This window comes from Mesorhizobium sp. BH1-1-4 (genome assembly GCF_020165665.1).
In the GTDB taxonomy this organism is placed as follows: domain Bacteria; phylum Pseudomonadota; class Alphaproteobacteria; order Rhizobiales; family Rhizobiaceae; genus Mesorhizobium.
The window spans coordinates 96254-120536 of sequence record NZ_JAIUIN010000013.1 but is presented as its reverse complement, the minus strand read 5'-3'; the positions used below and the strand labels follow the sequence as shown (position 1 = coordinate 120536).

Below are 24283 nucleotides of genomic sequence, written 5' to 3'. Positions count from 1 at the left end.
AGGAGCTGCTATTCGATGGCAGTGGAAGCACAACGAAGCAGACCAGCGGCCGCTGCCAGGCGGCCGTCGCGCATCATGCCGTCCTTCGTGTCGAAATTCACGGTGCCGATGCGCCGCTTCCTCGGCCATCATATCTTCTCCAGCCTGACGCGGCGTATCCTTTTTCTCAATCTCGCCGGGCTGGCGGTGCTCGTCACCGGCATCCTCTATCTCAACACCTTCCGCGACGGGCTGATCGACGCGCGCGTCGAAAGCCTGATGACGCAAGGCGAGATCATCGCCGGCGCCATCGCGGCATCGGCGACGGTCGAGACGGATTCGATCAGCATCGACCCGGAAAAACTGCTCGAGCTGCAGGCCGGCGAAAGCCTGGGGCCGGGCTCGGACCAACTCGACAATCTGGATTTTCCGATCAATCCCGAGCGCGTGGCGCCGGTGCTGCGGCGGCTGATCTCGCCGACCCGCACACGCGCCCGCATCTATGACCGCGACGCCAACCTGCTGCTCGATTCGCGCCATCTCTATTCGCGCGGCCAGATCCTGCGCTACGACCTGCCGCCGGTCGATGAGGAAGAGCCCGATCTTGTCGAGCGCGTCCAGAAGTTCATCTTCGACTTCTTCCGCAACACCGACCTGCCGGTCTATCACGAGCAGCCGGGCGGCAATGGCGCTACCTTCCCCGAAGTGGTCAAGGCACTGACCGGCAGCCCGTCGACCATCGTGCGGGTCTCCGAACAGGGCGAGCAGATCGTCTCGGTGGCGGTGCCGATCCAGCGTTTTCGCGCCGTTCTCGGCGTGCTGATGCTGTCGACCGAAGGCGGCGACATCGACAAGATCGTAGCCGCCGAACGCAAGGCGATCCTGCGCGTCTTCGGCATCGCGGCGCTCGTCACGGCCATCCTGTCGATGCTGCTGGCCTCCACCATCGCCAATCCGCTGCGCCGGCTGTCCGCCGCTGCCGTGCGGGTGCGTCGCGGTGTCAAGAGCCGCGAGGAAATCCCCGACTTTTCCGACCGCCAGGACGAGATCGGCAATCTGTCTGTCGCCGTGCGCGACATGACCAACGCGCTCTACGCGCGCATCGAGGCCATCGAAAGCTTCGCCGCCGATGTTTCGCATGAGCTGAAGAACCCGCTGACATCGCTGCGCAGCGCCGTCGAAACATTACCGCTGGCGAAAAACGATAATTCACGCGCGCGTCTGATGGAGATCATCCAGCATGACGTCAAACGGCTGGACCGCCTCATCACCGACATTTCCGACGCCTCGCGGCTCGACGCCGAGTTGGCCCGCGAAGATGCCGGAACCGTCGACCTGAAGAAATTCGTCACCGACCTTGTCGCTGTTTCGCGTGAGACGACGCGCAACAAGAAGGCGGTCGAGATCGAACTCAAGGTGGCCAAGCTGCCGCAGGGCGCAAAAGGCTATCTGGTCGTCGGCCACGATCTGCGCATCGGCCAGGTCATCACCAACCTGATCGAGAACGCGCGCTCCTTCGTGCCCGAGGACCACGGCCACATCAGCCTGTCGCTGGCGCGCGCGGGCAAGTTCAACATCCTCACCGTCGACGACAATGGTCCCGGCATCCGCGCCGACAACATCGAGCGCATCTTCGAACGCTTCTATACCGACCGGCCGGCCGGCGAGGCGTTCGGGCAGAACTCGGGTCTGGGCCTGTCGATCTCCAGGCAGATCGTCGAGGCTCACGGCGGTACGCTGACCGCCGAAAACATTCCCGGCACCAAGCCCGGCGAGATCAAGGGCGCACGCTTCGTCGTGACGCTGCCCGCCGAGGGATGAGCGCCGATCGCCGGGGATTGCGACGTGCGGCCTGAAAACATTCACGCGACGGCGCTGCTGATCGGCGAGCGCGGCGTCTTCATCACCGGCGCGTCCGGTTCCGGCAAGACAACGCTGGCGCTGACGCTGATCGGCCATTGCCAGCAGCACGGATTGTTCTCGCGGCTCGTCGGCGACGATCAGCTCTTCGTCGAAGCTCGTGCGGGGCGGCTGGTCTGCCGCGCGCCCACCACCATAGCGGGCCTGGCCGAAGTGCCGGGGCTTGGGCCGCGGCCTCTCCCATTCGAGCCGGCCTGCGTCGTCGACCTGCATCTGCGGCTGCTGCCGGCCGGTCAAATCGCGCGCTTCCAGGAGGACGCCAGCGACGACATCGCCGGCTGCGCGGTGGCGCGGATCGATCTGGCCGAGCGCAATGTCGCGGCCGCCTTGCCGGCCGTGATGGCGCGGCTGTCGATCGCGCCTTTTCCATGATCCGCCCCGGGTTTTTTGCTGCAATGCGTCAAAATGGCATGGGCCGGCGCAATTTTGGGCTTGTCAACGGGCCGCGCGTCGACAAGATAGCGCTCCCGCCGCCTGGATTGGCTGGCGAGCATAAAATGCGCCTGTGAAGCGGCGATGACGGGAGCCACCATAGAATGATCGGACTCGTGCTTGTAACGCACGGTCAACTGGCCACCGAGTTCCGACATGCCGTCGAACATGTCGTCGGGCCACAAGACAATTTCGAAACCGTGGCGATCGGTGCCGACGACGATATGGAGCAGCGTCGCCGCGACATCGTCGACGCCGTCGCCCGCGTCGATACAGGGACGGGCGTGATCGTGCTGACCGACATGTTCGGCGGCACGCCGTCCAACCTTGCGATCTCGGTGATGGAGTCGGGCCGCACCGAGGTGATCGCCGGCATGAACCTGCCGATGCTGATCAAGCTGTCCTCGATCCGCAAGGGCGACAACATGGCCGCCGCCCTCGATGAGGCGCAGGCCGCCGGCCGCAAATACATCAACGTCGCCAGCCAGCTTCTGAGCAGCAAATGAACGCGCTATCCCCGGAAAAAGACCAGATCATCCGGGAGTTTCCGATCGTCAACCAGCGTGGCCTGCATGCGCGCGCATCGGCGAAGTTTGTCCAGCTGGCCAGCGGCTTCAACGCTTCGGTCCATGTCGAGAAGGATGGCGTCAAGGTCGGCGGCACCTCGATCATGGGCCTGATGATGCTGGCGGCAAGTCCGGGATATTCGATCCGCGTCACCGCCAGCGGCCCCGAAGCACTTGAGGTCATGGACGCGCTGGAGCAGCTCGTCGCCTCCCGTTTCGGCGAGGAGTGCTGACCCGGAAATCAGTCCGCCGGGGACATGCACGAATAAAGATTTCTTTATATCCCATTGTCGTACGAAGCCTGATCTGCTAGTCAGGCCGGCAATTCGCGCCCCTGGAAATGTCTTCCGGCTCGGACGCATCCGCAAACAATTCGCACGCATTACAATTCGCAGGGAGCACTGCCATGACGGGTAGCAAGGACTATGTGGTCGCCGACATCTCGCTTGCCGGCTGGGGCCGCAAGGAACTGGATATCGCCGAGACCGAAATGCCGGGCCTGATGGCCTGCCGCGAGGAATTCGGCGCCAAGAAGCCGCTCAAGGGCGCGCGCATCACCGGCTCGCTGCATATGACCATCCAGACGGCGGTGCTGATCGAGACGCTGAAGGAGCTCGGCGCCGATATCCGCTGGGCTTCCTGCAACATCTTTTCGACCCAGGACCATGCCGCCGCGGCCATCGCCGAGGCCGGCATTCCGGTCTTCGCCGTCAAGGGCGAGAGCCTCGAACAGTACTGGGACTACACCGACAGGATCTTCCAGTGGGCCGATGGCGGCCTCTCCAACATGATCCTCGACGATGGCGGCGATGCCACCATGTATATCCTGATCGGCGCCCGCGCCGAAGCCGGCGAGGACGTGCTGTCCAATCCGCAGAGCGAGGAAGAGGAATATTTCTACGCCCAGGTCAAGAAGCGCCTGAAGGCTTCGCCGGGCTTCTTCACCAAGCAGCGGGAAGCGATCCGCGGCGTCACCGAGGAGACGACCACCGGCGTCAACCGGCTCTACCAGCTGCAGAAGAAGGGCCTGCTGCCTTTCCCCGCCATCAACGTCAACGACTCGGTCACCAAGTCGAAGTTCGACAACAAATATGGCTGCAAGGAATCGCTGGTCGACGGCATCCGTCGCGGTACCGACACGATGATGGCCGGCAAGGTCGCGGTCGTCTGCGGCTATGGCGACGTCGGCAAGGGCTCGTCGGCCTCGCTCAAGGGCGCGGGCGCCCGCGTCAAGGTCACCGAGGTCGATCCGATCTGCGCGCTGCAGGCGGCGATGGACGGTTTTGAAGTGGTCACGCTGGAAGATGCGGCACCGACCGCCGACATCGTCATCACCACCACCGGCAACAAGGATGTCGTCACCCTCGAGCATATGCGCTCGATGAAGGACATGGTGATCGTCGGCAACATCGGCCATTTCGACAACGAGATCCAGGTCGCGTCGCTGCGCAATCTGAAGTGGACGAATGTCAAGCCGCAGGTCGACATGATCACCTTCCCGGATGGCAAGCGCATGATCCTTCTGTCGGAAGGCCGCCTGCTCAATCTCGGCAACGCCACCGGTCATCCGAGCTTCGTCATGTCGGCCTCCTTCACCAACCAGGTGCTGGCGCAGATCGAGCTCTACACCAAGGGCGAGCAGTACCAGAATCAGGTCTATGTGCTGCCCAAGCATCTCGACGAGAAGGTCGCGCGCCTGCATCTCGACAAGCTCGGCGCCCGGTTGACCGAACTGTCGGGTGAGCAGGCCGCCTATATCGGCGTCACGCCACAGGGTCCGTTCAAGCCGGAACACTACCGCTATTAACCAAAGCTAGATTTACTACCAGATATTGACGCCGGGCGATTGACTTTTCGCCCGGCTTTATTTTTGCGCCGAATGATTCTTCACGCCGATTCCGGCAGGCGCTATTGTTGTGATTCGCGGGCTCGGGGACGAGGGTCGGCGTACGCATCAGGGCGGTCTTGCATTCAGGCGGCGAAGAGGACCAAGACATGCCGGGGGATAACCCGCTTCACGCGGGACAGGCCGTTTCCGGCGGCCATCAGGATTCGAGGGCCACTGGCTCGGCCATGCCTAGCAGGCGCCGTTCGTGGCGTGGCCGCGCGGGACTGCTGCTTGCCGGCTCCACGCTCGCCGGTCCGTTGTTTGGCGGAGCCGGGCGCGCCCAGGGCGCCGAAGTGGCGGTAGCCAGCCTTTCGATCAACACTGTCGAGGTCATGCAACTGGCCGTCTTTGCCGGGGTGATGGGAGCGGCATTCCTCTCGGCCATCGTTCTGATCCGCGAACGCGCGCGCGCATCGGCGGAAAATGTCGACCTGAGAAGCCGCGTCGCCGATGTCAGCGCCGCGTTGCGGCGTTCGGAGGCGCTGCTCAATCTGCGCGACCAGCGTGTCGTCGTCTGGGCTTCGGAGAACAAGAAACCCGAACTCATCGGCACATTGCCGACTGAAAGCGGCGCACCGGAGGAGCGGGCCGCGTTCCTGGCCTTCGGCCGCTGGCTGATGCCGCGTTCGGCGGCCGCACTCGAACATGCCATAGCGGGTTTGCGCGAAAAGGGCAGGCCGTTCGACCTGGTGATGGAATCGCAGGCCGGCGCCCCATTGGAAGTGCATGGCCGCAAGAGCGCGGCCCATGTGCTGGTGCGGTTTGTTTCGCTTTCCGAAACACAACGCAGCCAGGCCCGGCTCAAGATCGACAACCAGCGGCTGGCGGCCGACCATGACACGATGATCGGCCTGCTCGATGCGCTGAAGATGCCGGCATGGCTGCGCGACGAGCATGGCCGCCTGAAATGGGTCAACCGGGCCTATGCCGACGCGGTCGAAGCCGAGAGTGCCGAGGCCGCCGTGCGTGACGCCAAGGAATTCCTCGGCGGCCAGGCGCGCGAAGCCATCGCCACGCAACACAAATCGCATCCGGTGTTCGAGCAGTCGCTTTCGACGGTGATCGAAGGCGACCGCCGCGTGTTCGCGGTGACCGACTTTGCCGGCGCCGACGGTTCGGCCGGCCTTGCCTGCGACACCAGCGCCATCGAGGCCATCCGCGGCGAATATGAGCGGACCGTACGCAGCCACGCCGATACGCTCGACCAACTCAACACCGCTGTCGCGATCTTCGACACCGACGAGAAGCTGCGCTTCTTCAACCAGGCTTTCCAGAAACTGTGGGGGCTGGACAGCGGCTTCCTGCACAGCGCACCAGACAACGCCCTTCTGCTCGACCGGCTGCGTAGCGAAGGCAAGATCGCCGAACAGCCGGAATGGCGCCGCTGGAAGGAAGGCCTGCTCGGCGCCTACCGTGCGGCCGAGTCGCAGGAACACTGGTGGCATTTGCCGGACGGCAAGACGATCCGCGTCGTCGCCAACCCGCAACCCAAGGGCGGCGTCACCTGGGTGTTCGAGAACCTGACCGAGAAGATGGACCTGGAAAGCCGCTACCGGACCGCGGTCCGGGTGCAGGGCGAAACGCTCGACAACCTGGCTGAGGGCGTCGCGGTGTTCGGCCCCGACGGCCGGTTGCGCCTGTCGAACCCGGCTTTTGCCACGCTGTGGGGGTTGGACAAGGAAGCCGCCAAGCCCAGCGTGCATGTATCGGCCATACGCGACCTCTGCGACCGGCAAGCCGTCGAGAGTCCGTGGCCCGGCTTCGTCGCCGCCATCACCGGCTTCGACGACGAGCGCCGCGACCGCCACGGCCAGACCGAGCTCAACAACGGCACCGTGCTGCGTTACGCCATGATCCCGCTGCCCAACGGGCAAGTGATGATGACCTTCGTCGACGTCACCGACAGCGTCCATGTCGAACGCGCGCTCAAGGACAGGAACGAGGCGCTGGAGAAATCGGACCAGCTCAAGAACGACTTCGTCCAGCATGTGTCCTACGAACTGCGTTCGCCGCTGACCAACATCATCGGCTTCACCGAGCTGCTGTCGCTACCCACGACCGGCCCCTTGACGCAGAAGCAGCGCGAATATGTCGAGCATGTCGGCTCGTCCTCCTCGGTGCTGCTGACGATCGTCAACGACATACTGGACCTTGCGACGGTCGACGCCGGCATCATGCAGCTCGACATTTCCGAAGTGCGTGTCGACCGCACCATCGCGGCCGCCGCCGAGTTGGTCGCCGACCGGCTGGAGGAGCATTCGATCCGCCTCGCGGTCGACGCCGCCGCGGCGCCGAAGACGTTCCATGGCGACGAAACCCGAATCCGCCAGATCCTCTACAATCTGCTGAGCAACGCCGCCAACTACGCGCCGGAGGCCAGCACCATCCGGCTGGCCTGCCGCCAGCTGGCGGACGGAGTCGAGTTCTCGGTTCACGACGACGGGCCTGGCATGCCGCCCGACGTACTCGATTCGGTGTTCCGCCGCTTCGAGCCGCGCGCCAATGGCGGCCGCCGGCGCGGCGCTGGCCTCGGCCTGTCGATCGTCAAGAGCTTTGTCGAACTGCATGGCGGCGCCGTTCGCATCGAAACCGGTAGGGACAAGGGCACGACCGTCATCTGCACCTTCCCCGACATGCCGGGCATCCGCGCCGCGGCCGAGTAGCGCGCTCGATGACGCAACCGGTGCTGGAGCGCTTGCTCGCCGACGAGACCCAGACAGCGCGGCTGGGCGAGGATCTCGCACTGGCGCTGCGCGCGGGGGACGTGCTGGCGCTCAAGGGCGATCTCGGCGCCGGCAAGTCGACCTTGGCGCGGGCGCTGATCAGGACATTGGCCGACGATGCCGGCCTCGAAGTGCCGAGCCCTACCTTCACATTGGTTCAGAGCTACGACACGCGCATCCCGGTCCATCATTTCGATCTTTACCGGCTGTCCTCGGCGGCCGAACTCGACGAACTCGGCTTCGATGAGGCGCTGGCGCAAGGTGCCGCCCTGGTCGAATGGCCGGAGCGCGCCGACGGCTATCTGCCCAAGTCGACGGTGCTGATCGAACTTACCCAGCATGGCGAGGGGCGGCTGGCGCGATTGTCGGGGCAAGGCGCGACCTTCGACCGTTTCGCGCGCTCGCTGGCCATGCGCGGCTTCCTCGACGGCGCGGGATGGGGGCAAGCGCGGCGCCGGCATTTCATCGGCGATGCCTCGGCCCGCTCCTACGAGATCGTGTCGCTTCCCGGCGAGGCGCCGCGCGTGCTGATGAACTCGCCACGGCTGGTGCTCGGCCCTCCCGTGCGCGACGGCAAGCCCTATGCGGTGATCGCCCACACGGCCCAGTCGGTGTCGGCTTTCGTCGCCATCGACCGTGCGCTGCTGGCCGCGGGGGTCGCGGTGCCTCGGATCGACGCTCAGGATCTAGACCAGGGTTTCCTGCTGCTCGAGCATCTGGGCTCGGAAGGCTTCCTCGCCGGCAATGGCGAGCCGGTGGCCGAACGTTACGAGGCGGCGGCCGAACTGCTTGCCATGATGCACGGCAAGACCTGGCCTCATCACATGGAGGCTGCGCCCGGCGTCGTTCATGACGTGCCGCCCTTCGATCGCGATGCCATGCTGATCGAGGCGGACCTGCTGATCGACTGGTACGTGCCGGCGATATCGGACGGCCCGGCGAGCGAGGCGCTGCGTTCCGGCTACCACAGGACATGGAATGCGCTTCTCGACCGGCTGCAAGGCAGCGAATACACGCTGATGCTGCGCGACTTCCACTCGCCCAACATCATCTGGCGCGGCGAGCGGACCGGCCTCGACCGGCTCGGCATCGTCGACGTCCAGGATGCGCTGATCGGTCCCGCCGCCTATGACGTCGCCTCGCTGGCCATGGATGCGCGCGTCACCATCCCGCCCGAGATCGAAAAGCGGACGCTCGATGCCTATGTCGCGGCGCGTCGTGCAACGGGCGGCTTCGATGAAGCAGGTTTCCTCGAAGCCTACGCAATCATGGCCGCGCAACGCAATTCCAAGATCTTGGGCATTTTCGTGCGCCTCGAAAAACGGGACGGCAAACCCTATTATCTCAAGCACCTGCCGCGCATCCGCGACTATCTCAGGCGGGCACTGTCGCATCCCGCGCTCGCCGAGCTGCGGGATTTCTACAACGCGCACGGGCTGCTGGAGGAACGAGCGCTGTGACGACAAAACCAAACACCGCCATCGTCCTTGCCGCCGGGCTCGGCAAGCGCATGCGGCCGATCACCGACACGATCCCCAAGCCGCTGGTCCGGATCGCCGGCAAGACACTGCTCGACTGGGGGCTCGACAGCCTGGCGGCGGCCGGCGTCGGCAAGGCGGTGGTCAATGTCCATTACCTTCCCGAACAGATCGTCGCCCATGTCGCCGCGCGCCGCGCGCCGCGCATCGTCATTTCCGATGAAAGCGACCGGCTGCTCGATTCGGCCGGCGGCATCGTCAAGGCGCTGCCGGAACTCGGCCAGGAGTCGTTCTACATCCTCAACGCCGATACGTTCTGGATCGACCACGGCCCGCTCAATCTCGGGCGGCTCGCCCTTGCGTGGGACGCGGCGAAAATGGATATTCTGCTGATGCTCGCGGATCTCCATCAGGCGACCGGACATTGCGGCTCCACCGATTTCCTGGTGGCGCCGGACGGTGCCTTGCGGCGTTCGAAAGGCGATCCGGCGGGACTGATCTATGCCGGCGCCGCGATCATCCATCCGCGCCTGTTCAAGGACGTGGCCGCCGAACCACATTCCCTCAACGCCTATTTCGACAAGGCGATTGCCGCCGGCCGCCTGTTCGGCATGCCAATGCATGGCCACTGGATAACGGTTGGCACGCCCGATGCCATCCCGCTCGCCGAAGCGGCGGTCGCCGGCGCGCTCATCGGATCGCAATGAGCGGCTCAAGCCGCGTTTTCTCCATTCCCTCCGGAGCGCCGTTTCTGCCGACGCTGGCCGAGGCGCTGCTTGCCGGGCGCCTGGTTCCAGGGTTTCGTTTCGACGGCGACCCGCTCGCTCTGGCCGACGTCACCATCTACGTGCCGACGCGCCGCGCCGCGCGCGCCTTGCGCGGCGTTTTCGTCGACAGCCTGAAAGCGCGTGGCGGGGGCGGTTCGGCGATCCTGCCGGTGATCCGTCCGCTCGGCGAATTCGACGAGGACGAGGTCCTGTTCGAGGCCGATCCATCGGCGGCCATCGATCTCGCGCCACCGATTAGCGCCACCGAAAGGCTGTTGCTGCTGACCCCGCTGGTGCGGGCGTGGAAACGGCGGTTGCCCGCCCATGTCGCCGCCCTCTTCGCCGAGGAGATCGTCGTGCCTGCCTCCACCGCCGATGCGATCTGGCTGGCCCGCGATCTGGCCGGACTGATGGACGAGATCGAGACCGAAGGCACCGACTGGGCCAAACTCGCGGGCCTGGTGAGCGGCAACCTTGCCGGATGGTGGCAGGTCACGCTTGAATTCCTCGGCATCGTCACCGATGCCTGGCCGAAATTCCTCGAAGAGCGCGACCGCTCCAACCCGGCCGCGCATCGCAGCGCCCTGATCCGTGCCGAGGCGGCGCGGCTGCGGCGCAATCCGCCCGCCGGGCCGGTCATAGCAGCGGGTTCCACCGGCTCCATACCCGCCACGGCGGAACTGCTTGCGACCATCGCCAGCCTGTCCGGAGGCGCCATCGTGCTGCCAGGGCTCGACCAGATGCTCGACGAAGCCTCCTTCCAGGCGCTCGTCGCGCCCGGCGCGCCTCCAGCCGTGCTTGGCCATCCGCAATACGGCCTGGCAAAGCTGATCGGCAAGATCGGCGTGCTGCGCGGCGACGTCGAGGAAATCGGCGCCGCCGAGCCGAAGCTCGCGCTCCGTGCGGCCGTTGTCGGCGAGGCGCTGCGGCCGGCCGAGACCACCGAATTGTGGGCGGAAACACGAAACGGGTTTTCGGCGCCCGACATAACGGGCGCCTTCGCCGAGGTGGCGCTGCTCGAAGCGGCAAGCGAGCGCGACGAGGCCGTGGCGATCGCCGTCGCGCTCAAGCAGGCAGTGGAAGAACCCGGCCAAAGGGCCGCTCTCGTGACCGGCGACCGCGCCCTGGCACGCCGTGTCAGCGTCGAACTCAAGCGCTTCGGCGTCGTTGCGGACGATTCCGGCGGCACGCCGCTTTCCAACACGCCGGCGGCCAGCCTGCTCAGGCTGGCGCTCGAGGCGGTGTTCCGGCCGGGCGATCCCGTCGGCCTGTTGTCGCTGCTCAAGCATCCCTTGCTCGGCCTTGGCCTGGAACGCGCCGATGTGCGCCACGCGGCGGAACTGGTCGAACTGGTGGCGCTGCGCGGCGGCACCGGCCGCCCCGACATCGCTTCGCTGCCGGACCTTTTCGAGGCCCGCCTCACCGGGCTCGGCGGTGACAGCCGGCCGCCCTTCTGGTTTGCCCGCCTGACCGTGCGCTCCATCGAAAGCGCGCGGAATTTGCTTGAACGTCTCAAGCAAGCGCTGGCGCCGCTCTCGGCCTTTCGCGGCCAGGCGGAAGTCGGCCTTGCCGCGTTGGTCGAGGCCAGCGTCGTTGCGCTGGAGAATCTCGGCCGCGCCGCGGACGGCGGTCTTGGCGAACTCTACGCCGGCGATGCCGGCGAAAAGCTCGCCGAACTTTTGCGCGGGCTGGTCGCGGCTGCCGCGCCGCTGTCCTTCGCGGCAATCGAATGGCCTGACGTGATGGATGCGCTGATCGCGCCCGAGACCGTCAAGCCGGCGCAAGGCACCGACAGGAACATCGCCATCTGGGGCGCGCTGGAAGCCCGGCTCCAGCATGTCGACACACTGGTCATCGGCGGCCTCAACGAAGGGGTCTGGCCGCGCAAGCCGGAGAGCGACCGCTTCATGTCCCGGCTGATGAAGACCGGCATCGACCTCGAACCGCCGGAGCGGCGCATCGGTCTTGCCGCGCATGATTTCCAGATGGCCATGGGCGCGAGACACGTGGTGCTGGCGCGTTCCGCGCGGGCCGGGGATGCGCCCGCGGTGCCGTCGCGCTGGTTGCAGCGGCTCACCACCTTCATCGGCAACGAGCACGCAGCGGCACTGCGCCGGCGCGGCGACGAGCTGCTCGCCTGGGCGCGCGCGCTCGACACGGGACCGAAGCGGGACTTCGCGCCACGGCCGCAGCCGAAACCGCCATTGCCGGTACGCCCGGGCCATTTCTCGGTCACCGAGATCGAGACGCTGCGCCGCGATCCTTACGCCATCTATGCAAGACGGATTCTCGGCCTGCTGCCGCTCGATCCGCTGATCCGCGATCCCGGCGCGGCCGAACGCGGCACGCTGTTTCACGCCATCCTGCATCTCTTCTCGTCGGAGGTGGCCGACCCGCGCGCGCCGGACGCGCTGGCCGGGCTCATCGCCGCCGGCCGCGCCTGCTTTGCCGAGGCGGCGCTTCCAGCCGATGTCGAGGCCGTGTGGTGGCCGCGTTTCGAAAAGCTCGCCGCCAACATCATCGAATGGGAGCGCACGCGCGCCGATGCGGTGGTCCAGCGGCATGCCGAGGAGCGCGCCGGCAAAACCGTGGTCGGCCAATCCGGTGTGACGCTGTCCGGCTACGCCGACCGCGTCGATCTGCTGGCGGGCGGTATGGCCGACATTCTGGACTACAAGACCGGCTCCTCGCCCTCCAAGGCGCAGGCGCATACGCTGCTGGCGCCTCAGCTGGCGCTGGAGGGCGCGCTGCTGCGGCGTGGCGCGTTCAAGGATCTGGGCGCGCGCGAACCGTCGCAACTGGCCTTCATCAGGCTGAAGCCGAATGGCGAGGTGTTCGAGGAGTCCATACTCGAACACAACCGCCAGCCGCGCACGGCAACCGATCTCGCCGAAGAGGCCTGGGCGCGGCTGGAAAAGCTGCTGATCCACTATGCCGACCCGGCGACCGGCTACCTGTCGCGCGCGCTGCCGTTTCGTGAAGGCGAAACCGATGGCGCCTACGACCATCTCGCCCGCGTGCTCGAATGGTCCGCCGGCGGAGACGCCGGGGACGAGGGAGGGGAGGTATGAAGAAAGCCTACCCCATCCCCACTGACACAGCGACCAGCCAGGCCCGCGCCGCCGATCCCGGCAATTCCGCCTGGGTGTCGGCCAATGCAGGATCCGGCAAGACCCATGTACTGGCTCAGCGTGTCATCCGGCTGCTGCTCAACGGCACCGATCCGTCGAAGATATTGTGCCTGACCTATACCCGCGCCGCCGCCGCCAACATGTCGAACCGGGTGTTTTCGACGCTGTCGGAGTGGACGACGCTTGGCGACGCCGAGCTGGCTTCCAAGGTCGAGGCGCTGGAGGGTCGCCGGCCCGATCGCGACACCATGCGCAGAGCCCGCCGCCTATTCGCGGAGGCACTGGAGACGCCTGGCGGGCTGAAGATCCAGACGATCCACGCTTTCTGCGAATCCGTGCTGCACCAATTCCCACTGGAAGCCAACATTCCCGCCCATTTCGAAATGCTCGACAGCCAGATGGAGGCCTCGCTTTTTGCCGCCGCGCGCCGCGAGATGATTTCCGCCGCGGGCGACAGGAATTTAGCCGAGGCCTTCGCCACTGTGCTGGAACGTGGGGGCGAGGCCGGTCTCGACGCCCTCCTCGGCGAGATCGTGCGCAAGCGCGACGGGTTGCGCGATTTCCTCGATGCTGTCGGGCGCGACGGCTTCCAGCCCTTGTTCGATGAATTCCATTTCAACTCCGGCCAAACCGCCGAGGGCATAGCGGCGTCGATATGGCCGCTGCCCGGCTTCCTGCCGGACTTTTTTGCCGGCTTTGTCCAGGCAGCCGAAGCGACCGACGCCAGATCGGTGCTGAACAACATCTTGCCCTATGCGTGTCAGGCTTTCGCCGAGGTCGATCCCGTTCGCCGGCTGCAACTCTTGGCAAGAGCCTTCCTCAAGACCGATGGCGATCCCTATGATCCGGCGAAGGCCTTCAAGAAGGCGCTGGCCGACCGGCTGCCGTATCTCGCCGAGCGCTATCTGTCGGCGGCTAGCGCCATCATCGAGACCGTCGACCGGCTGGCGCTGTTCCGGATGCTGGAGGGTACACGCGCGGCCCTGACCATCGCCGACTGGCTGATCGCACGCTACGAAGTATTGAAACGCGGCCGCGGCTTTCTCGACTTCAACGATTTGATCACCCGCACGGTGAACCTTTTGGCGCGGCCCGATGCCGGCCCATGGGTGCAATACAAGCTCGACCAAGGCATCGACCACATCCTGCTCGACGAGGCTCAGGACACCAGCCCGGATCAATGGGAGGTGGTGAAGCGGCTGGCGGAAGAATTCTTTGCCGGCTTCGGTGCACGCGACCGGGTGCACCGCACGGTCTTTGCCGTCGGCGACGAGAAGCAGTCAATCTATTCGTTCCAAGGTGCCGCGCCGGACTCCTTCGCCGACAGCCGGATGCTGTTCGCCGGACGGGTCCGCGATGCCGAGGCATCCTTCGCCGACCTCAAGCTGACCTGGTCGTTCCGCTCGACCGACGATGTCCTTGCCGCCGTCGACCGCGTCTTTGCCGATCCGATCGTTCGGCGCGGCATCAGCCACGACCCCGATCCGCTGAACCACAAGGCGATCCGCACCGATGCGCCTGGATATGTAGAGGTGTGGCCGTCAATCGGCGCCGAGGCCGTCGACGAGCCCGACGACTGGTCACAGGCGATCGACCATGCCCATGCGCCGGCGGTGCGCGTCGCCGAGAATGTCGCGGCCACCATTGCCGGGTGGATCGGCAAGGGCGAAATCATCGAGGGCCGTGGCAAGCGGCTCAAGCCAGGCGACGTGCTGGTGCTGGTGCGCAAGCGCGACAGCTTCGTTCATGCGCTGACCCGGGCGCTCAAGCGTCGCGACATTCCGGTCGCCGGCGCCGACCGGCTGAGCCTGCCAGGCCATATAGCGGTCAAGGACCTGATCGCGCTCGGCCATCTACTGATCCAGCCGCAGGACGACCTGTCGCTCGCCGCCGTCCTGCGCAGCCCGATCTTCGACCTACAGGAGGAGGCGCTGTTCGCGCTCGCCGCGCAAAGGCCGCCCGGCCTGTCGCTGGCGGCATCGCTGCGCCAGCGTGCCGGCGAAAGCGAAGCGCTCGCGGCGATCGTCGCACAGCTCGACGCCTGGGCTGATGAGGCCGCTTTCAAGCCGGTGTTCGAATTCTATGCCGCCCTGCTGGCACGCGATGGCGTGCGCCGCAGGATGATTGCGCGGCTGGGGCCGGAGGCCGGCGATATTCTCGACGAGTTCCTGAGCTTCTGCCTTGCCGAGGAGCGGACCGGCCTGCCCGGGCTGGAAGCCTTCCTGTCGACGCTGGAAAACGCCGGCCCCGAGATCAAGCGAGAGATGGACCAGACCCGTGACGAGGTGCGCGTCATGACCGTGCACGCGGCCAAGGGCCTGGAGGCGCCGGTGGTGTTCCTGGTCGACGGCGGGTCGGCCCCGTTCAGCGACCAGCATTTGCCGCGCCTGATGCCTTTCGACGGCACGGGCCGGCATTGGGACGGCAAGGGCTATCTCTGGCGCTCGGCCAGCGACGTCGCCAACGGCTTCTCTAAAACGGCGGCCGCTCGCGCCCGCGAACTCGCCGACGACGAATACCGCCGGCTGCTCTATGTCGGCATGACGCGCGCCGAGGACCGGCTTGTTGTCTGCGGTTATCACGGCAAGCGGGCGCCGAACATCGGCACTTGGCATTCGATCGTCAGCCGCGCGCTGACCGGCGCGCCCGAAAGCGAACAGCGCCCGCATCCGGCCGGCGGCGAGCCTGTCTACCGGTTCCACGTCACCAAACTGCCTCCCGTTGCGCCAAGTCCGGGCGAGCAGGCGCGGCGGGCCGATGCGTTCGGTCCCTTGCCGACAACCCTGTTCCGGCCGTTGCCGCCTTTCGAGGACCTGCCGCGTCCGTTGTCGCCGTCGGGCGCTTCGGCGCTGATCGAGGAAGGCAAGGAAGCGGTTGTCGACAAGGCCTCGCCGGTGCTGGACGCCGATGCCGAACCGGGTTTTGCCGTGCTGCGCGGGCTCGCTTTGCACAGGTTGCTGCAGATGCTGCCTGGCATGGCCGAGAACGAGCGCCAAAGCGCGGCGGAGCGTTACCTCTCGCGAACGGGTGCGGGGTGGCCGCAAGCCGAGCGTGAAAAAGCCCTGGCATCGGTCATGGCCATCCTTGCCGACCCCGGCCTCGGTCAACTGTTCGCGCCGTCGTCGCGTGCCGAGGTCGCGATCATGGGCGGCCTGGAGGTCAAGGGCAAAGTCCGCTCCATCTCCGGCAAGATCGACCGGCTGGCGGTGACACCGGATACGGTCTCGATCGTCGACTACAAGACCAACCGGCCCGCACCCGCCTCACTGGCCGAAGTCCCGCCGGCCTATCTGCTTCAGCTCGCGCTCTATCGCGCCCTGCTCAAGCCGCTTTATCCCGGGCGGGAAATCAAGGCGGCCTTGCTGTTCACCGAAGCGCCAAGGCTGATCGAGCTGCCGCCCCGGGCCATGGACGACGCCCTTGCCCGACTCACGGGAGCGTGACACAAGAACTGCTTGAAGAAGGGCGCGGCAGCCACCACATTTGGTGGGACGAAAATTTTCGAAAGGATTTCCGCATGACCACCGTCAAGGTCGACAAGAATAATTTCCAGGCCGATGTGCTTAATGCCCAGGTACCGGTCGTGGTTGATTTCTGGGCGGAATGGTGCGGCCCCTGCAAGATGATCGCGCCGGCGCTTGAGGATATCGCCACTGAACTCGGCGCGAAGGTCAAGATCGCCAAGCTGAACATCGACGAGAATCCGGAACTTGCCGCCCAGTACGGCGTGCGCTCGATTCCGACCCTGATGATCTTCAAGGGCGGCGAAATGGCCGACATGAAAGTGGGCGCAGCGCCCAAGACCGCGCTGTCGCACTGGATCAACGGCAGCCTTTGAGCGCCTGAACTTGTAAATACAAAAAGCCCGGCCGTCGCGCCGGGCTTTTTGTTGGCGTCATCGCTTCGGACGCTCTGGCCCTCACGTCGGGACACTCCATGTCTTCTCTTGGCAGCAGGAACAGGGAGCGAGAAAATGACCGGGTCCGCCAAGGCAACCGTCTTCATCGACAATGAGCGTGTCATCGTCACCGAGTACCGCTTCCAGCCGGGCGACAACACCGGCTGGCACCGCCATGGCCACGACTATGTCGTGGTGCCGCTGATGGACGGCAAGGTGAAGCTGGTGACCAAGGACGGCGAATCCTTCGCCGAGATGAAGAAAGGCGCACCCTATTTCCGCAAGGAGGGCGTCGAACATGATGTCATCAGCGCCAATGACGGCGAGTACGCTTTTATCGAAATCGAGCTGAAATAGCTGCAGATGATGGCATGCCATCGTCTGCCATCTTGATGGCAGGCCCCGATCGGCATATATGTCCATTTTCGAACGGGAGTTTGAAATGGCCGAACCACAGCTCTCAGTCCGCAGCGCAAAAGCGCGCGACCTGGCTCATAGGCTTGCTCGCCGGGAAAATCGCTCGATCGCCGATGTGGTCGAACGTGCGCTTGAATCCTACGAGATTCGTGAAGCGGGCCGCGAACCGGCATCCACCTTCTATGCCCGGCTTGCATCAACCGGCACCGACATCGATCTGGAGAGGATTATCCGCGAAGGTCGCCAGGTCCATCCAGGGCCTGAACTTTGATTTTTGTCGATACCAATGTGATTTCGGAGACCCTTAGGAAGGCGCCGGATGCGGCCGTCCTGGCGTGGCTTGTCCGCAATGATGCCGAATTGGCCCTTCCCACAGTGGCGATTGCAGAAATTGCCTTCGGCATTCAAAAGATAAGACCTGATGAACGTGCCGATCGGCTGGAGCAGGGCCTTTCACAATGGCGCCGTCGATTTGCCGACCGGATTTTTGGACTGACGGAAGAGGCTGCCTTGGCTTACGGCGACATCATGGGGGCGGCGGCGCGCCAAGGCCGTGGAATGTCAGCGCCCGATGGCATGATCGCAGCGATAGCGCGCGTGAACGGAGGCCGGCTGGCGACGCGCAATCTTAACGACTTCAGCGCCACAAGCCTTGACCTGATCTCGCCGTGGGATTTCTGAAACGGGTGAGATCCTACTGGGCCGCATTTCCCCTATCGCCACCGCAAGCCACCTAAAACGTAATTGTCGTGCCTCAGGTCGGCGGCGTGCCGTTTTCCGCCAATACCGCGCCGGCCAGGTAAAGCGAACCCCCGATCAGGATGCGCGGCGGTGGGCCGTCCCAGGTGTCGCGCAGCAGCATCAGCGCGCTGGCGACGGAACTGACCGGCTCGGCCGTCAACCCGGCCTCGGTGGCGCGGATGGCCAGTTCGTCGTTCGGCACGCCGGCGTCGCTCATACTCACCGGCACGGTGTAGACATGGCGGGCAAGGCCCTTGAAGGCGCGGAAATAGCCGCTCTGGTCCTTGGTGTTGATCATGCCCGAGATGAGGAAGAGCGGACGCGGGTTCTTTTCCTCCTGCTCGGCCAGCGCTTCGGCGACGACCACGCCGGCGCCCGGATTGTGGCCGCCGTCGAGCCAGATGTCGGCGCCCTTCGGCGCCAGTTCCGCCAGCCGGCCCTGCATCAGCTTCTGCATGCGGCCGGGCCAGGCGACGTTTGTCATCGCCTTCTCGGCGGCGCGGTGGCTGATCTCGAAGCCGGCCGCCTTGACCGCCGCGATCGCAGCCGCCGCATTGGCGAACTGGTGGCGACCGGGCAGGCGCGGCGGCGGCAGGTCCATCAGGCCGTCATCGTCCTGGTAGACCATGCGGCCGTTTTCCTCGAAAGCGAGAAAATCCTGGCCGTAGACGAGGGTCGGGCAGTCGAGCCGCTCGGCGGTGTCGATCAGCACCTGCAGCGCCGTTTCGCTTTCCTGCGCGCCGATGACCACCGGGCAGCCGCGTTTCATGATGCCGGCCTTTTCGGCGGCGATCAGTTCGACACGGTCGCCCAGATACGCCTCGTGGTCCATCGACACCGGCATGATCACCGACACGGCTGGCCGCGCGATGACATTGGTGGCGTCGAAACGGCCGCCGAGACCGACCTCGATGATGGCGGCATCGGCCGGATGCTCCGAAAACAGGATGAAGGTAACGGCGGTGAGGATTTCGAAGACGGTGATCTTCTGGCCTGCATTGGCCTCGGCGACGCGGGCGATGGTCTCGGCGAAGATGTCATCGTCCACCAGCCTGCCGCCGCTCTCGGCGGCCAGCCTGTAGCGCTCGTGCCAGCTGACCAGATGCGGCGAGGTGTGGACATGGACCAGCCGACCGGAGGCTTCCAGCAGCGCCCGCGAGAAGGCGGCGCAGGAGCCCTTGCCATTGGTGCCGGCGATGTGGATGACCGGCGGCAGCAGGTCCTGCGGATTGCCCAGCCGCTTCAGCAGCCGTGTGATCCGGTCGAGCGAAAGGTCGAAGCCTTTCGGGTGAAGCGCCATCAGGGCTGCGATTTCGCGGTCGGCGGCAAGCGTCGTCATGGCACAATCCCGGCGCATGGCCCGAGAAGCAGAATCATCCCGAAACGGCCATGGCAATCAGAAGGCTACAGCGCGCCATGGAGGCGGCGCAATCGCAGTTCGCGGCAGTTGGTGTCGCGTCCTCAGGCCTCGTGTCGCATCAGGCCTGGGGCCTGGCGTCGGCGGCAACCACGGCGGGAGGCAGGATTTCCGGCTCCAGCGGCTTTTGCTCTTCCGGCATCTTGAGCAGCATCTTCAAGAGGCGCGCGATGGTCTGGCGTAGCTCCAGCCGCGACACCACCATGTCGACCATGCCGTGCTCCATCAGATATTCGGAGCGCTGGAAGCCGTCCGGCAATTTCTCGCGAATGGTCTGCTCGATGACACGCGGCCCGGCAAAACCGATCAGCGCGCCGGGTTCGGCAATGTGCACGTCGCCCAGCATGGCGTAGGAGGCGGTGACGCCGCCAGTGGTCGGGTTGGTCAGCACAACGATATAGGGCAGGCCGGCCTCTTTCAGACGGTCGACACCGACCGTGGTGCGCGGCAATTGCATGAGGGACAAAATGCCTTCCTGCATGCGGGCGCCGCCGGAAGCGGCGAACAGGATTAGCGGCCGCTTGCGCTGCAAGGCGACCTCGAAGCCATGTACGATGGCATCACCCGCGGCCATGCCGAGCGAGCCGCCCATGAAGGCGAAATCCTGCACCGTCACCACCACGGGCAGGCCCTCGACGGTCCCAAGCGCATTGATGATGGCGTCTTCCAGGCCGGTCTTGGCCTTGGCGTCCTTAAGCCGGTCGACATAGCGTTTCTCGTCACGGAACTTCAGCGGATCCAGCACGACCTTGGGATTGTCGAGCTGTTCGTATTTGCCGTCGTCGAGGAAGAATTTCAGCCGCTCCTTGGCCGAGATCTTCATGTGATGGCCGGATGACGGGATGACGAACTGGTTGGATTCCAGATCCTTGTGGAACACCATTTCGCCCGTCTCGGGATCCTTGATCCAGAGATTCTCGGGCATGTCGGTGCGCCGGCCGAGCATCGAATTGATCTTCGGGCGAACGTAATTGGTGATCCAGTTCATCGCTTCGGCTCCTGTCCTGACGAAGAGTGGGAAGAAATAAGAAAACTATTCGGCGGCAGCAAGGCGGGCCGAGCGGACGCCTTGCGCGAGGCCGCTGACCAGCGTGGCGACGGCTTCGGCCGGATCGGCGGTCTTCTCGCCCTTCGGGCCCAGCACATTGGCAACCGCATTGACGATCGCCGTGCCGACGACCACGCCGTCGGCGTTGGCGCCGATGACGCGCGCCTGTTCGGCGGTCTTGACGCCGAAACCGACGCAGACCGGCAGGTCGGTGTGACCCTTGATGCGCTTGACGGCCGACGCCACCTTGCCGGTGTCGGCGAGTGCCGCACCGGTAATGCCGGTCATAGAGACGTAATAGACGAAGCCCGATGTGTTCTGCAGCACCTTGGGCAGGCGCTTGTCGTCGGTGGTCGGCGTCGCCAGCCGGATGAAGTTGATGCCGGCCTTCAGCGCCGGAATGCAGAGCTCCTCATCCATCTCCGGCGGCAGGTCGACGACGATCAGCCCATCAATGCCGCTCGCCTTGGCGTCGACGAGGAAGCGGTCGACGCCGTAGATATAGATCGGATTGTAATAGCCCATCAGCACGATCGGCGTCTCGTCATCGCCGGCGCGGAAGTCGGACGCCAATTTCAGCGTCTTCACCAGCGTCTGGCCGCCCTTGAGCGCCCTGAGGCCCGCGGCCTGGATCGCCGGGCCGTCGGCCATCGGATCGGAGAACGGCATGCCCATCTCGATCACGTCGGCGCCCGCCCTGGGCAGCGCCTTCATGATCGACAAAGAGGTTTCATAGTCGGGGTCGCCACCCATGAAATAGGTGACGAGCGCCGGACGGCCTTCGACTTTAAGCTTCGCCATGCGGCGGTCGATGCGGGTGGTCATGTCAGGCCCTTTGGACGAATTTTGCTCATAATCAACTCCCAAATCGAAACGATCCAAAGGGCCTAGATCTCCATGCCCAGCATCGAGGCCACCGTGTGCACGTCCTTGTCGCCACGGCCGGACAGGTTGACGATGACGATCTGGTCCTTGTCCATGGCTGGCACGATCTTGACCGCATGCGCGATGGCGTGCGCGGATTCCAGCGCCGGGATGATGCCTTCGACGCGCGTCGTCAGCTTGAAGGCCTCCAGCGCCTCGTCGTCGAGAACAGGCACATATTCGACGCGGCCGGAATCGCGCAGCCAGGAATGTTCCGGGCCGACGCCGGGATAGTCGAGGCCGGCCGAGATCGAATGGCCGTCCATGATCTGGCCGTCGGCATTCTGCAGGAGATAGGTGCGGTTGCCGTGCAGTACGCCGGGAGAGCCGGCATTCATGGAAGCGCAATGCTCGATGCCGTCGAGGCCGCGCCCGCCGGCTTCGATGCCGATGATGCGCACATCCTTGTCGTCGAGGAAGGGATGGAAGAGGCCGATGGCGTTGGAACCGCCGCCGACGGCAGCGATGATGGTGTCGGGCAACCGGCCCTCCTGTTCGAGGATCTGCGCGCGTGCCTCGGTGCCGATCACCGACTGGAAGTCGCGCACCAGTTCGGGATAGGGATGCGGGCCGGCGGCGGTGCCGATCAGGTAATAGGTGTCCTCGACATTGGTCACCCAGTCGCGAAGGGCCTCGTTCATGGCGTCCTTCAGCGTGCCGTGGCCCGCGGTCACCGGCCGCACTTCGGCGCCAAGCAGCTTCATGCGGAAGACGTTGGGGCTTTGGCGGGCGACATCGGTCGCGCCCATATAGACGACGCAGGGATAGCCGAAGCGGGCGGCGACCGTGGCGGACGCCACGCCATGCTGGCCGGCGCCGGTCTCGGCGATGATGCGCTTCTTGCCCATGCGCTTGGCGAGCAGGATCTGGCCGAGGCAATTGTTGATCTTGTGCGAACCGGTGTGGTTCAGATCCTCGCGCTTGAAATAGACTTTCGCGCCACCAAGATGCCTGGTCAGGCCTTCGGCGAAATACAGTTTTGACGGTCGACCGGCATAGTGGGTCGACAGATCGGTCAGCTCAGCCCTGAAATCCGGATCGTTCTTGACCTCGTTCCAGTTCTTCTCCAGGTCGAGGATCAGCGGCATCAGCGTTTCGGCAACGAAACGACCACCGAAAATGCCAAACATGCCCTGTTCGTCGGGCCCGGTGCGGAAGGAATTGGGTGTCGCCGGCTTGTTCATCGCCGATCGCTCCTTGATGTAGTGAGCATGTCCTTGTCGGAAAACCGGATTCCACTTTTCCGGGACATGCTCTGGTTTGAGCCTGTTCAGGCGGCGCGGTCGTCGCGCGCTGCCCGGACGGCCCGGAAAAACTGCTCGATCAGCGCCGGATCCTTGACGCCCGGCGCGCTTTCCACGCCAGAGGAAATGTCTATGGCGGGCGGATTGGCAAGCCGAAGGGCATCGCCGATGTTGGCGGCGTTGAGCCCACCGGAAAGCATGTAATCGACGCCGGCGTCAAGGCCGGCGAGGATGCGCCAGTCGAAGGCGACGCCGTTGCCGCCCGGCAGTTCGGAACCCTTTGGCGGCTTGGCATCGAACAGGAACCGGTCGGCGATGCCGATGAACGGCTTGATCCGATCGAGGTCGGCGACCTCGCTGAGCGGCAGCGCCTTCATCACCGGCAGGCCATAACGCGCTTTCAACTCGGTTACCCGGTCGGGCGTTTCCGAACCATGCAGCTGCAACATGTCGGGCTGCATTTTCTCGACGATCCCGTCCAGGAAGGCGTCACTGGAGTCGACCGTGACGGCGACCGCCAGGGCCTTGCCGCGCGCCGCTTCGCGCAGACGGCCAGCTTCGGCCGGTTCGACGTAGCGCGGGCTTTTGGCAAAGAAAATGAAGCCGACATGGCTGGCGCCGCCGGCAAGGGCCGCGGCCATTGCCTGGTCGGTCTTCAAGCCGCAGATCTTGATGTCGAGCGCCATGGCGCGGGAATTGACATGAAAAGCTGCAAGAGTCGAGAAAAAGCATGCTGTTTGCCGGCAAGGCCAAAGGCGCTACCTATGGATGGACAGCATGCAAGGCGGGAGCACAGCCATGGCCGACCAGACCGTTGCCGAACTGAAGCAGAAGATCGCACAGGCGCGCGAGGTGATCGCGCATCTCATGGACAAGGCCGCCTTCAACGGCGCCGAGGCGCATCGGGCGCTGGATTATTTCGGCGGCGATGAATTCGATGGCAATTTTTTGCCGTGGCCGCACCATGGCGATGAGGGGCTGCGGCCGGAGGAGTTGAATGCGGCGAATGACGATTGAACCACCTGACAGACGAGCGATAACTCTAAGGCGCAGGCTTATTGACCTTGAGGATCGGAGTGCGGCTGAATGGGCAAATCCCTAAAATTGAAATTTCCTGGCGCTCCAACCCCAGAGGACGAGGACAAGATCATTTACGCACTTGGGCGAATGACAATAGCTTGGAGTTCATCCGAACACTATCTGGCACTCTTAATTATGAGGCTAATGGGCCATGTCGATCTTTCAGATGCTGATAAAGTCCAGGCCGCTGCTAGCGGGCAACCGGTCAGCTTGATCGCAGATACAAACGCGATATTCTCGATATTTCTAGCCATCGACAGCACTCGCGGACGGCGGAAAATAGCTGAGAATATCGCCGATGCGAGATTTGATGAGCACCATATCTCAGAAGAGTGGTGGAGAAAAATCAAGGAAATTTTGAAGGCGCATGAAGCGATTGGAAAGCTGCGAAACAAGTATGCACATACGGCTTTGGCTCGCGACGACGATGGGCGATATATTCAGCTAAATAGAGATATTTTAGTTCAGTCCAAAAACCTGACTAAGAAACAAAATAATTTGGATATCAGAGCGAACAATAACAAATTAACCTCAGAAATGGTGGATGAGACCACTAAGAGAATTGGTCGTTGGATAGAGGAATTCCATGATCTTCTGAAACACCTGCCATCCAAGGCTACAATCGGCTGA

General features: G+C 64.5%; 21 protein-coding genes. 16 read left to right on the top strand and 5 right to left on the bottom strand.

From position 1 onward, the window contains the following. Positions 1-15 precede the first annotated feature (15 nt). The 14 genes from LB569_RS21350 (at position 16) to LB569_RS21285 (ending at position 17880) form a co-directional block, all read left to right on the top strand. The gene (locus tag LB569_RS21350) at positions 16-1800 is read left to right on the top strand and encodes a sensor histidine kinase (protein ID WP_140702912.1); all 1785 of its coding nucleotides are present in this window, start codon (positions 16-18) and stop codon (positions 1798-1800) included. A 24-nt stretch (positions 1801-1824) separates the two neighbouring features. Next, complete coding sequence (locus LB569_RS21345) at positions 1825-2271, top strand: HPr kinase/phosphorylase (protein WP_224693972.1); 447 nt, start codon at positions 1825-1827, stop codon at positions 2269-2271. A 164-nt stretch (positions 2272-2435) separates the two neighbouring features. Continuing rightward, positions 2436-2837: a PTS sugar transporter subunit IIA gene (locus tag LB569_RS21340; RefSeq protein WP_027032585.1), complete on the top strand. Its 402-nt coding sequence runs from the start codon at positions 2436-2438 to the stop codon at positions 2835-2837. Further along, entirely contained in the window at positions 2834-3130 is a 297-nt protein-coding gene (locus tag LB569_RS21335) for an HPr family phosphocarrier protein (protein ID WP_140702916.1), read from the top strand. Before LB569_RS21340 ends, LB569_RS21335 begins: the two co-directional genes overlap by 4 nt. A gap of 173 nt (positions 3131-3303) precedes the next feature. Further along, positions 3304-4704, top strand: a complete 1401-nt coding sequence (ahcY, locus tag LB569_RS21330) for an adenosylhomocysteinase (protein ID WP_140702918.1) — start codon at positions 3304-3306, stop codon at positions 4702-4704. A 188-nt stretch (positions 4705-4892) separates the two neighbouring features. Further along, positions 4893-7448, top strand: coding sequence for a sensor histidine kinase (locus LB569_RS21325; RefSeq protein ID WP_224693971.1), 2556 nt, complete (start codon positions 4893-4895; stop codon positions 7446-7448). An 8-nt stretch (positions 7449-7456) separates the two neighbouring features. Beyond that, positions 7457-8968 carry a tRNA (adenosine(37)-N6)-threonylcarbamoyltransferase complex ATPase subunit type 1 TsaE gene (gene tsaE / locus LB569_RS21320; RefSeq protein ID WP_224693970.1) on the top strand — a complete coding sequence of 504 codons (1512 nt, stop codon included), beginning with the start codon at positions 7457-7459 and terminating at the stop codon, positions 8966-8968. Further along, complete coding sequence (locus LB569_RS21315; protein WP_224693969.1) at positions 8965-9693, top strand: nucleotidyltransferase family protein; 729 nt, start codon at positions 8965-8967, stop codon at positions 9691-9693. Before tsaE ends, LB569_RS21315 begins: the two co-directional genes overlap by 4 nt. Beyond that, positions 9690-12824, top strand: a complete 3135-nt coding sequence (gene addB, locus LB569_RS21310) for a double-strand break repair protein AddB (protein WP_224693968.1) — start codon at positions 9690-9692, stop codon at positions 12822-12824. The genes LB569_RS21315 and addB overlap by 4 nt, the downstream gene beginning before the upstream one ends. Continuing rightward, positions 12821-16327 (top strand): double-strand break repair helicase AddA, encoded by a 3507-nt coding sequence (addA, locus tag LB569_RS21305; protein ID WP_224693967.1) that lies wholly within the window; start codon positions 12821-12823, stop codon positions 16325-16327. Before addB ends, addA begins: the two co-directional genes overlap by 4 nt. A gap of 74 nt (positions 16328-16401) precedes the next feature. Next, on the top strand, positions 16402-16722 hold the full coding sequence (gene trxA / locus LB569_RS21300; protein WP_224693966.1) for a thioredoxin: 321 nt from the start codon (positions 16402-16404) through the stop codon (positions 16720-16722). A gap of 135 nt (positions 16723-16857) precedes the next feature. Then, positions 16858-17139 carry a cupin domain-containing protein gene (locus LB569_RS21295; protein WP_023681396.1) on the top strand — a complete coding sequence of 94 codons (282 nt, stop codon included), beginning with the start codon at positions 16858-16860 and terminating at the stop codon, positions 17137-17139. Positions 17140-17224: 85 nt separating this feature from the next. Next, on the top strand, positions 17225-17470 hold the full coding sequence (locus LB569_RS21290) for a type II toxin-antitoxin system VapB family antitoxin (RefSeq protein WP_140703905.1): 246 nt from the start codon (positions 17225-17227) through the stop codon (positions 17468-17470). Then, complete coding sequence (locus tag LB569_RS21285; RefSeq protein WP_224693965.1) at positions 17467-17880, top strand: type II toxin-antitoxin system VapC family toxin; 414 nt, start codon at positions 17467-17469, stop codon at positions 17878-17880. The genes LB569_RS21290 and LB569_RS21285 overlap by 4 nt, the downstream gene beginning before the upstream one ends. Before the next feature lie 73 nt (positions 17881-17953). Here the strand turns inward: LB569_RS21285 and LB569_RS21280 are convergent, their stop codons facing one another. From LB569_RS21280 to LB569_RS21260, 5 genes are all read right to left on the bottom strand, one after another. Then, complete coding sequence (locus tag LB569_RS21280) at positions 17954-19279, bottom strand: bifunctional folylpolyglutamate synthase/dihydrofolate synthase (RefSeq protein ID WP_224693964.1); 1326 nt, start codon at positions 19277-19279, stop codon at positions 17954-17956. 139 nt (positions 19280-19418) lie between these two features. Further along, positions 19419-20345, bottom strand: coding sequence for an acetyl-CoA carboxylase, carboxyltransferase subunit beta (accD, locus tag LB569_RS21275; protein ID WP_140702937.1), 927 nt, complete (start codon positions 20343-20345; stop codon positions 19419-19421). A gap of 45 nt (positions 20346-20390) precedes the next feature. Next, a complete protein-coding gene (gene trpA, locus LB569_RS21270; protein WP_224693963.1) occupies positions 20391-21230 on the bottom strand; it encodes a tryptophan synthase subunit alpha in 840 nt (279 codons plus the stop codon). 62 nt (positions 21231-21292) lie between these two features. Beyond that, positions 21293-22513 (bottom strand): tryptophan synthase subunit beta, encoded by a 1221-nt coding sequence (trpB, locus tag LB569_RS21265; RefSeq protein ID WP_224693962.1) that lies wholly within the window; start codon positions 22511-22513, stop codon positions 21293-21295. An 86-nt stretch (positions 22514-22599) separates the two neighbouring features. Further along, positions 22600-23259 (bottom strand): phosphoribosylanthranilate isomerase, encoded by a 660-nt coding sequence (locus LB569_RS21260; protein WP_224693961.1) that lies wholly within the window; start codon positions 23257-23259, stop codon positions 22600-22602. A 112-nt stretch (positions 23260-23371) separates the two neighbouring features. Between LB569_RS21260 and LB569_RS21255 the strand changes: the two genes are divergently transcribed. Next, complete coding sequence (locus LB569_RS21255) at positions 23372-23590, top strand: hypothetical protein (protein WP_224542391.1); 219 nt, start codon at positions 23372-23374, stop codon at positions 23588-23590. 69 nt (positions 23591-23659) lie between these two features. Then, a complete protein-coding gene (locus tag LB569_RS21250) occupies positions 23660-24283 on the top strand; it encodes a hypothetical protein (protein WP_224693960.1) in 624 nt (207 codons plus the stop codon).

Bases quoted from the DNA above. Each gene is read 5' to 3' on its own strand.
- addB (WP_224693968.1), top strand. From the start codon at position 9,690: ATGAGCGGCTCAAGCCGCGTTTTCTCCATTCCCTCCGGAGCGCCGTTT.
- LB569_RS21335 (WP_140702916.1), top strand. From the start codon at position 2,834: ATGAACGCGCTATCCCCGGAAAAAGACCAGATCATCCGGGAGTTTCCG.
- accD (WP_140702937.1), bottom strand. From the start codon at position 20,345: ATGAACTGGATCACCAATTACGTTCGCCCGAAGATCAATTCGATGCTC.
- LB569_RS21260 (WP_224693961.1), bottom strand. From the start codon at position 23,259: ATGGCGCTCGACATCAAGATCTGCGGCTTGAAGACCGACCAGGCAATG.
- trpB (WP_224693962.1), bottom strand. From the start codon at position 22,513: ATGAACAAGCCGGCGACACCCAATTCCTTCCGCACCGGGCCCGACGAA.
- trpA (WP_224693963.1), bottom strand. From the start codon at position 21,230: ATGACCACCCGCATCGACCGCCGCATGGCGAAGCTTAAAGTCGAAGGC.
- tsaE (WP_224693970.1), top strand. From the start codon at position 7,457: ATGACGCAACCGGTGCTGGAGCGCTTGCTCGCCGACGAGACCCAGACA.
- LB569_RS21280 (WP_224693964.1), bottom strand. From the start codon at position 19,279: ATGACGACGCTTGCCGCCGACCGCGAAATCGCAGCCCTGATGGCGCTT.
- addA (WP_224693967.1), top strand. From the start codon at position 12,821: ATGAAGAAAGCCTACCCCATCCCCACTGACACAGCGACCAGCCAGGCC.
- LB569_RS21350 (WP_140702912.1), top strand. From the start codon at position 16: ATGGCAGTGGAAGCACAACGAAGCAGACCAGCGGCCGCTGCCAGGCGG.
- LB569_RS21250 (WP_224693960.1), top strand. From the start codon at position 23,660: ATGGGCAAATCCCTAAAATTGAAATTTCCTGGCGCTCCAACCCCAGAG.
- LB569_RS21290 (WP_140703905.1), top strand. From the start codon at position 17,225: ATGGCCGAACCACAGCTCTCAGTCCGCAGCGCAAAAGCGCGCGACCTG.
- trxA (WP_224693966.1), top strand. From the start codon at position 16,402: ATGACCACCGTCAAGGTCGACAAGAATAATTTCCAGGCCGATGTGCTT.
- ahcY (WP_140702918.1), top strand. From the start codon at position 3,304: ATGACGGGTAGCAAGGACTATGTGGTCGCCGACATCTCGCTTGCCGGC.
- LB569_RS21325 (WP_224693971.1), top strand. From the start codon at position 4,893: ATGCCGGGGGATAACCCGCTTCACGCGGGACAGGCCGTTTCCGGCGGC.
- LB569_RS21295 (WP_023681396.1), top strand. From the start codon at position 16,858: ATGACCGGGTCCGCCAAGGCAACCGTCTTCATCGACAATGAGCGTGTC.
- LB569_RS21340 (WP_027032585.1), top strand. From the start codon at position 2,436: ATGATCGGACTCGTGCTTGTAACGCACGGTCAACTGGCCACCGAGTTC.
- LB569_RS21255 (WP_224542391.1), top strand. From the start codon at position 23,372: ATGGCCGACCAGACCGTTGCCGAACTGAAGCAGAAGATCGCACAGGCG.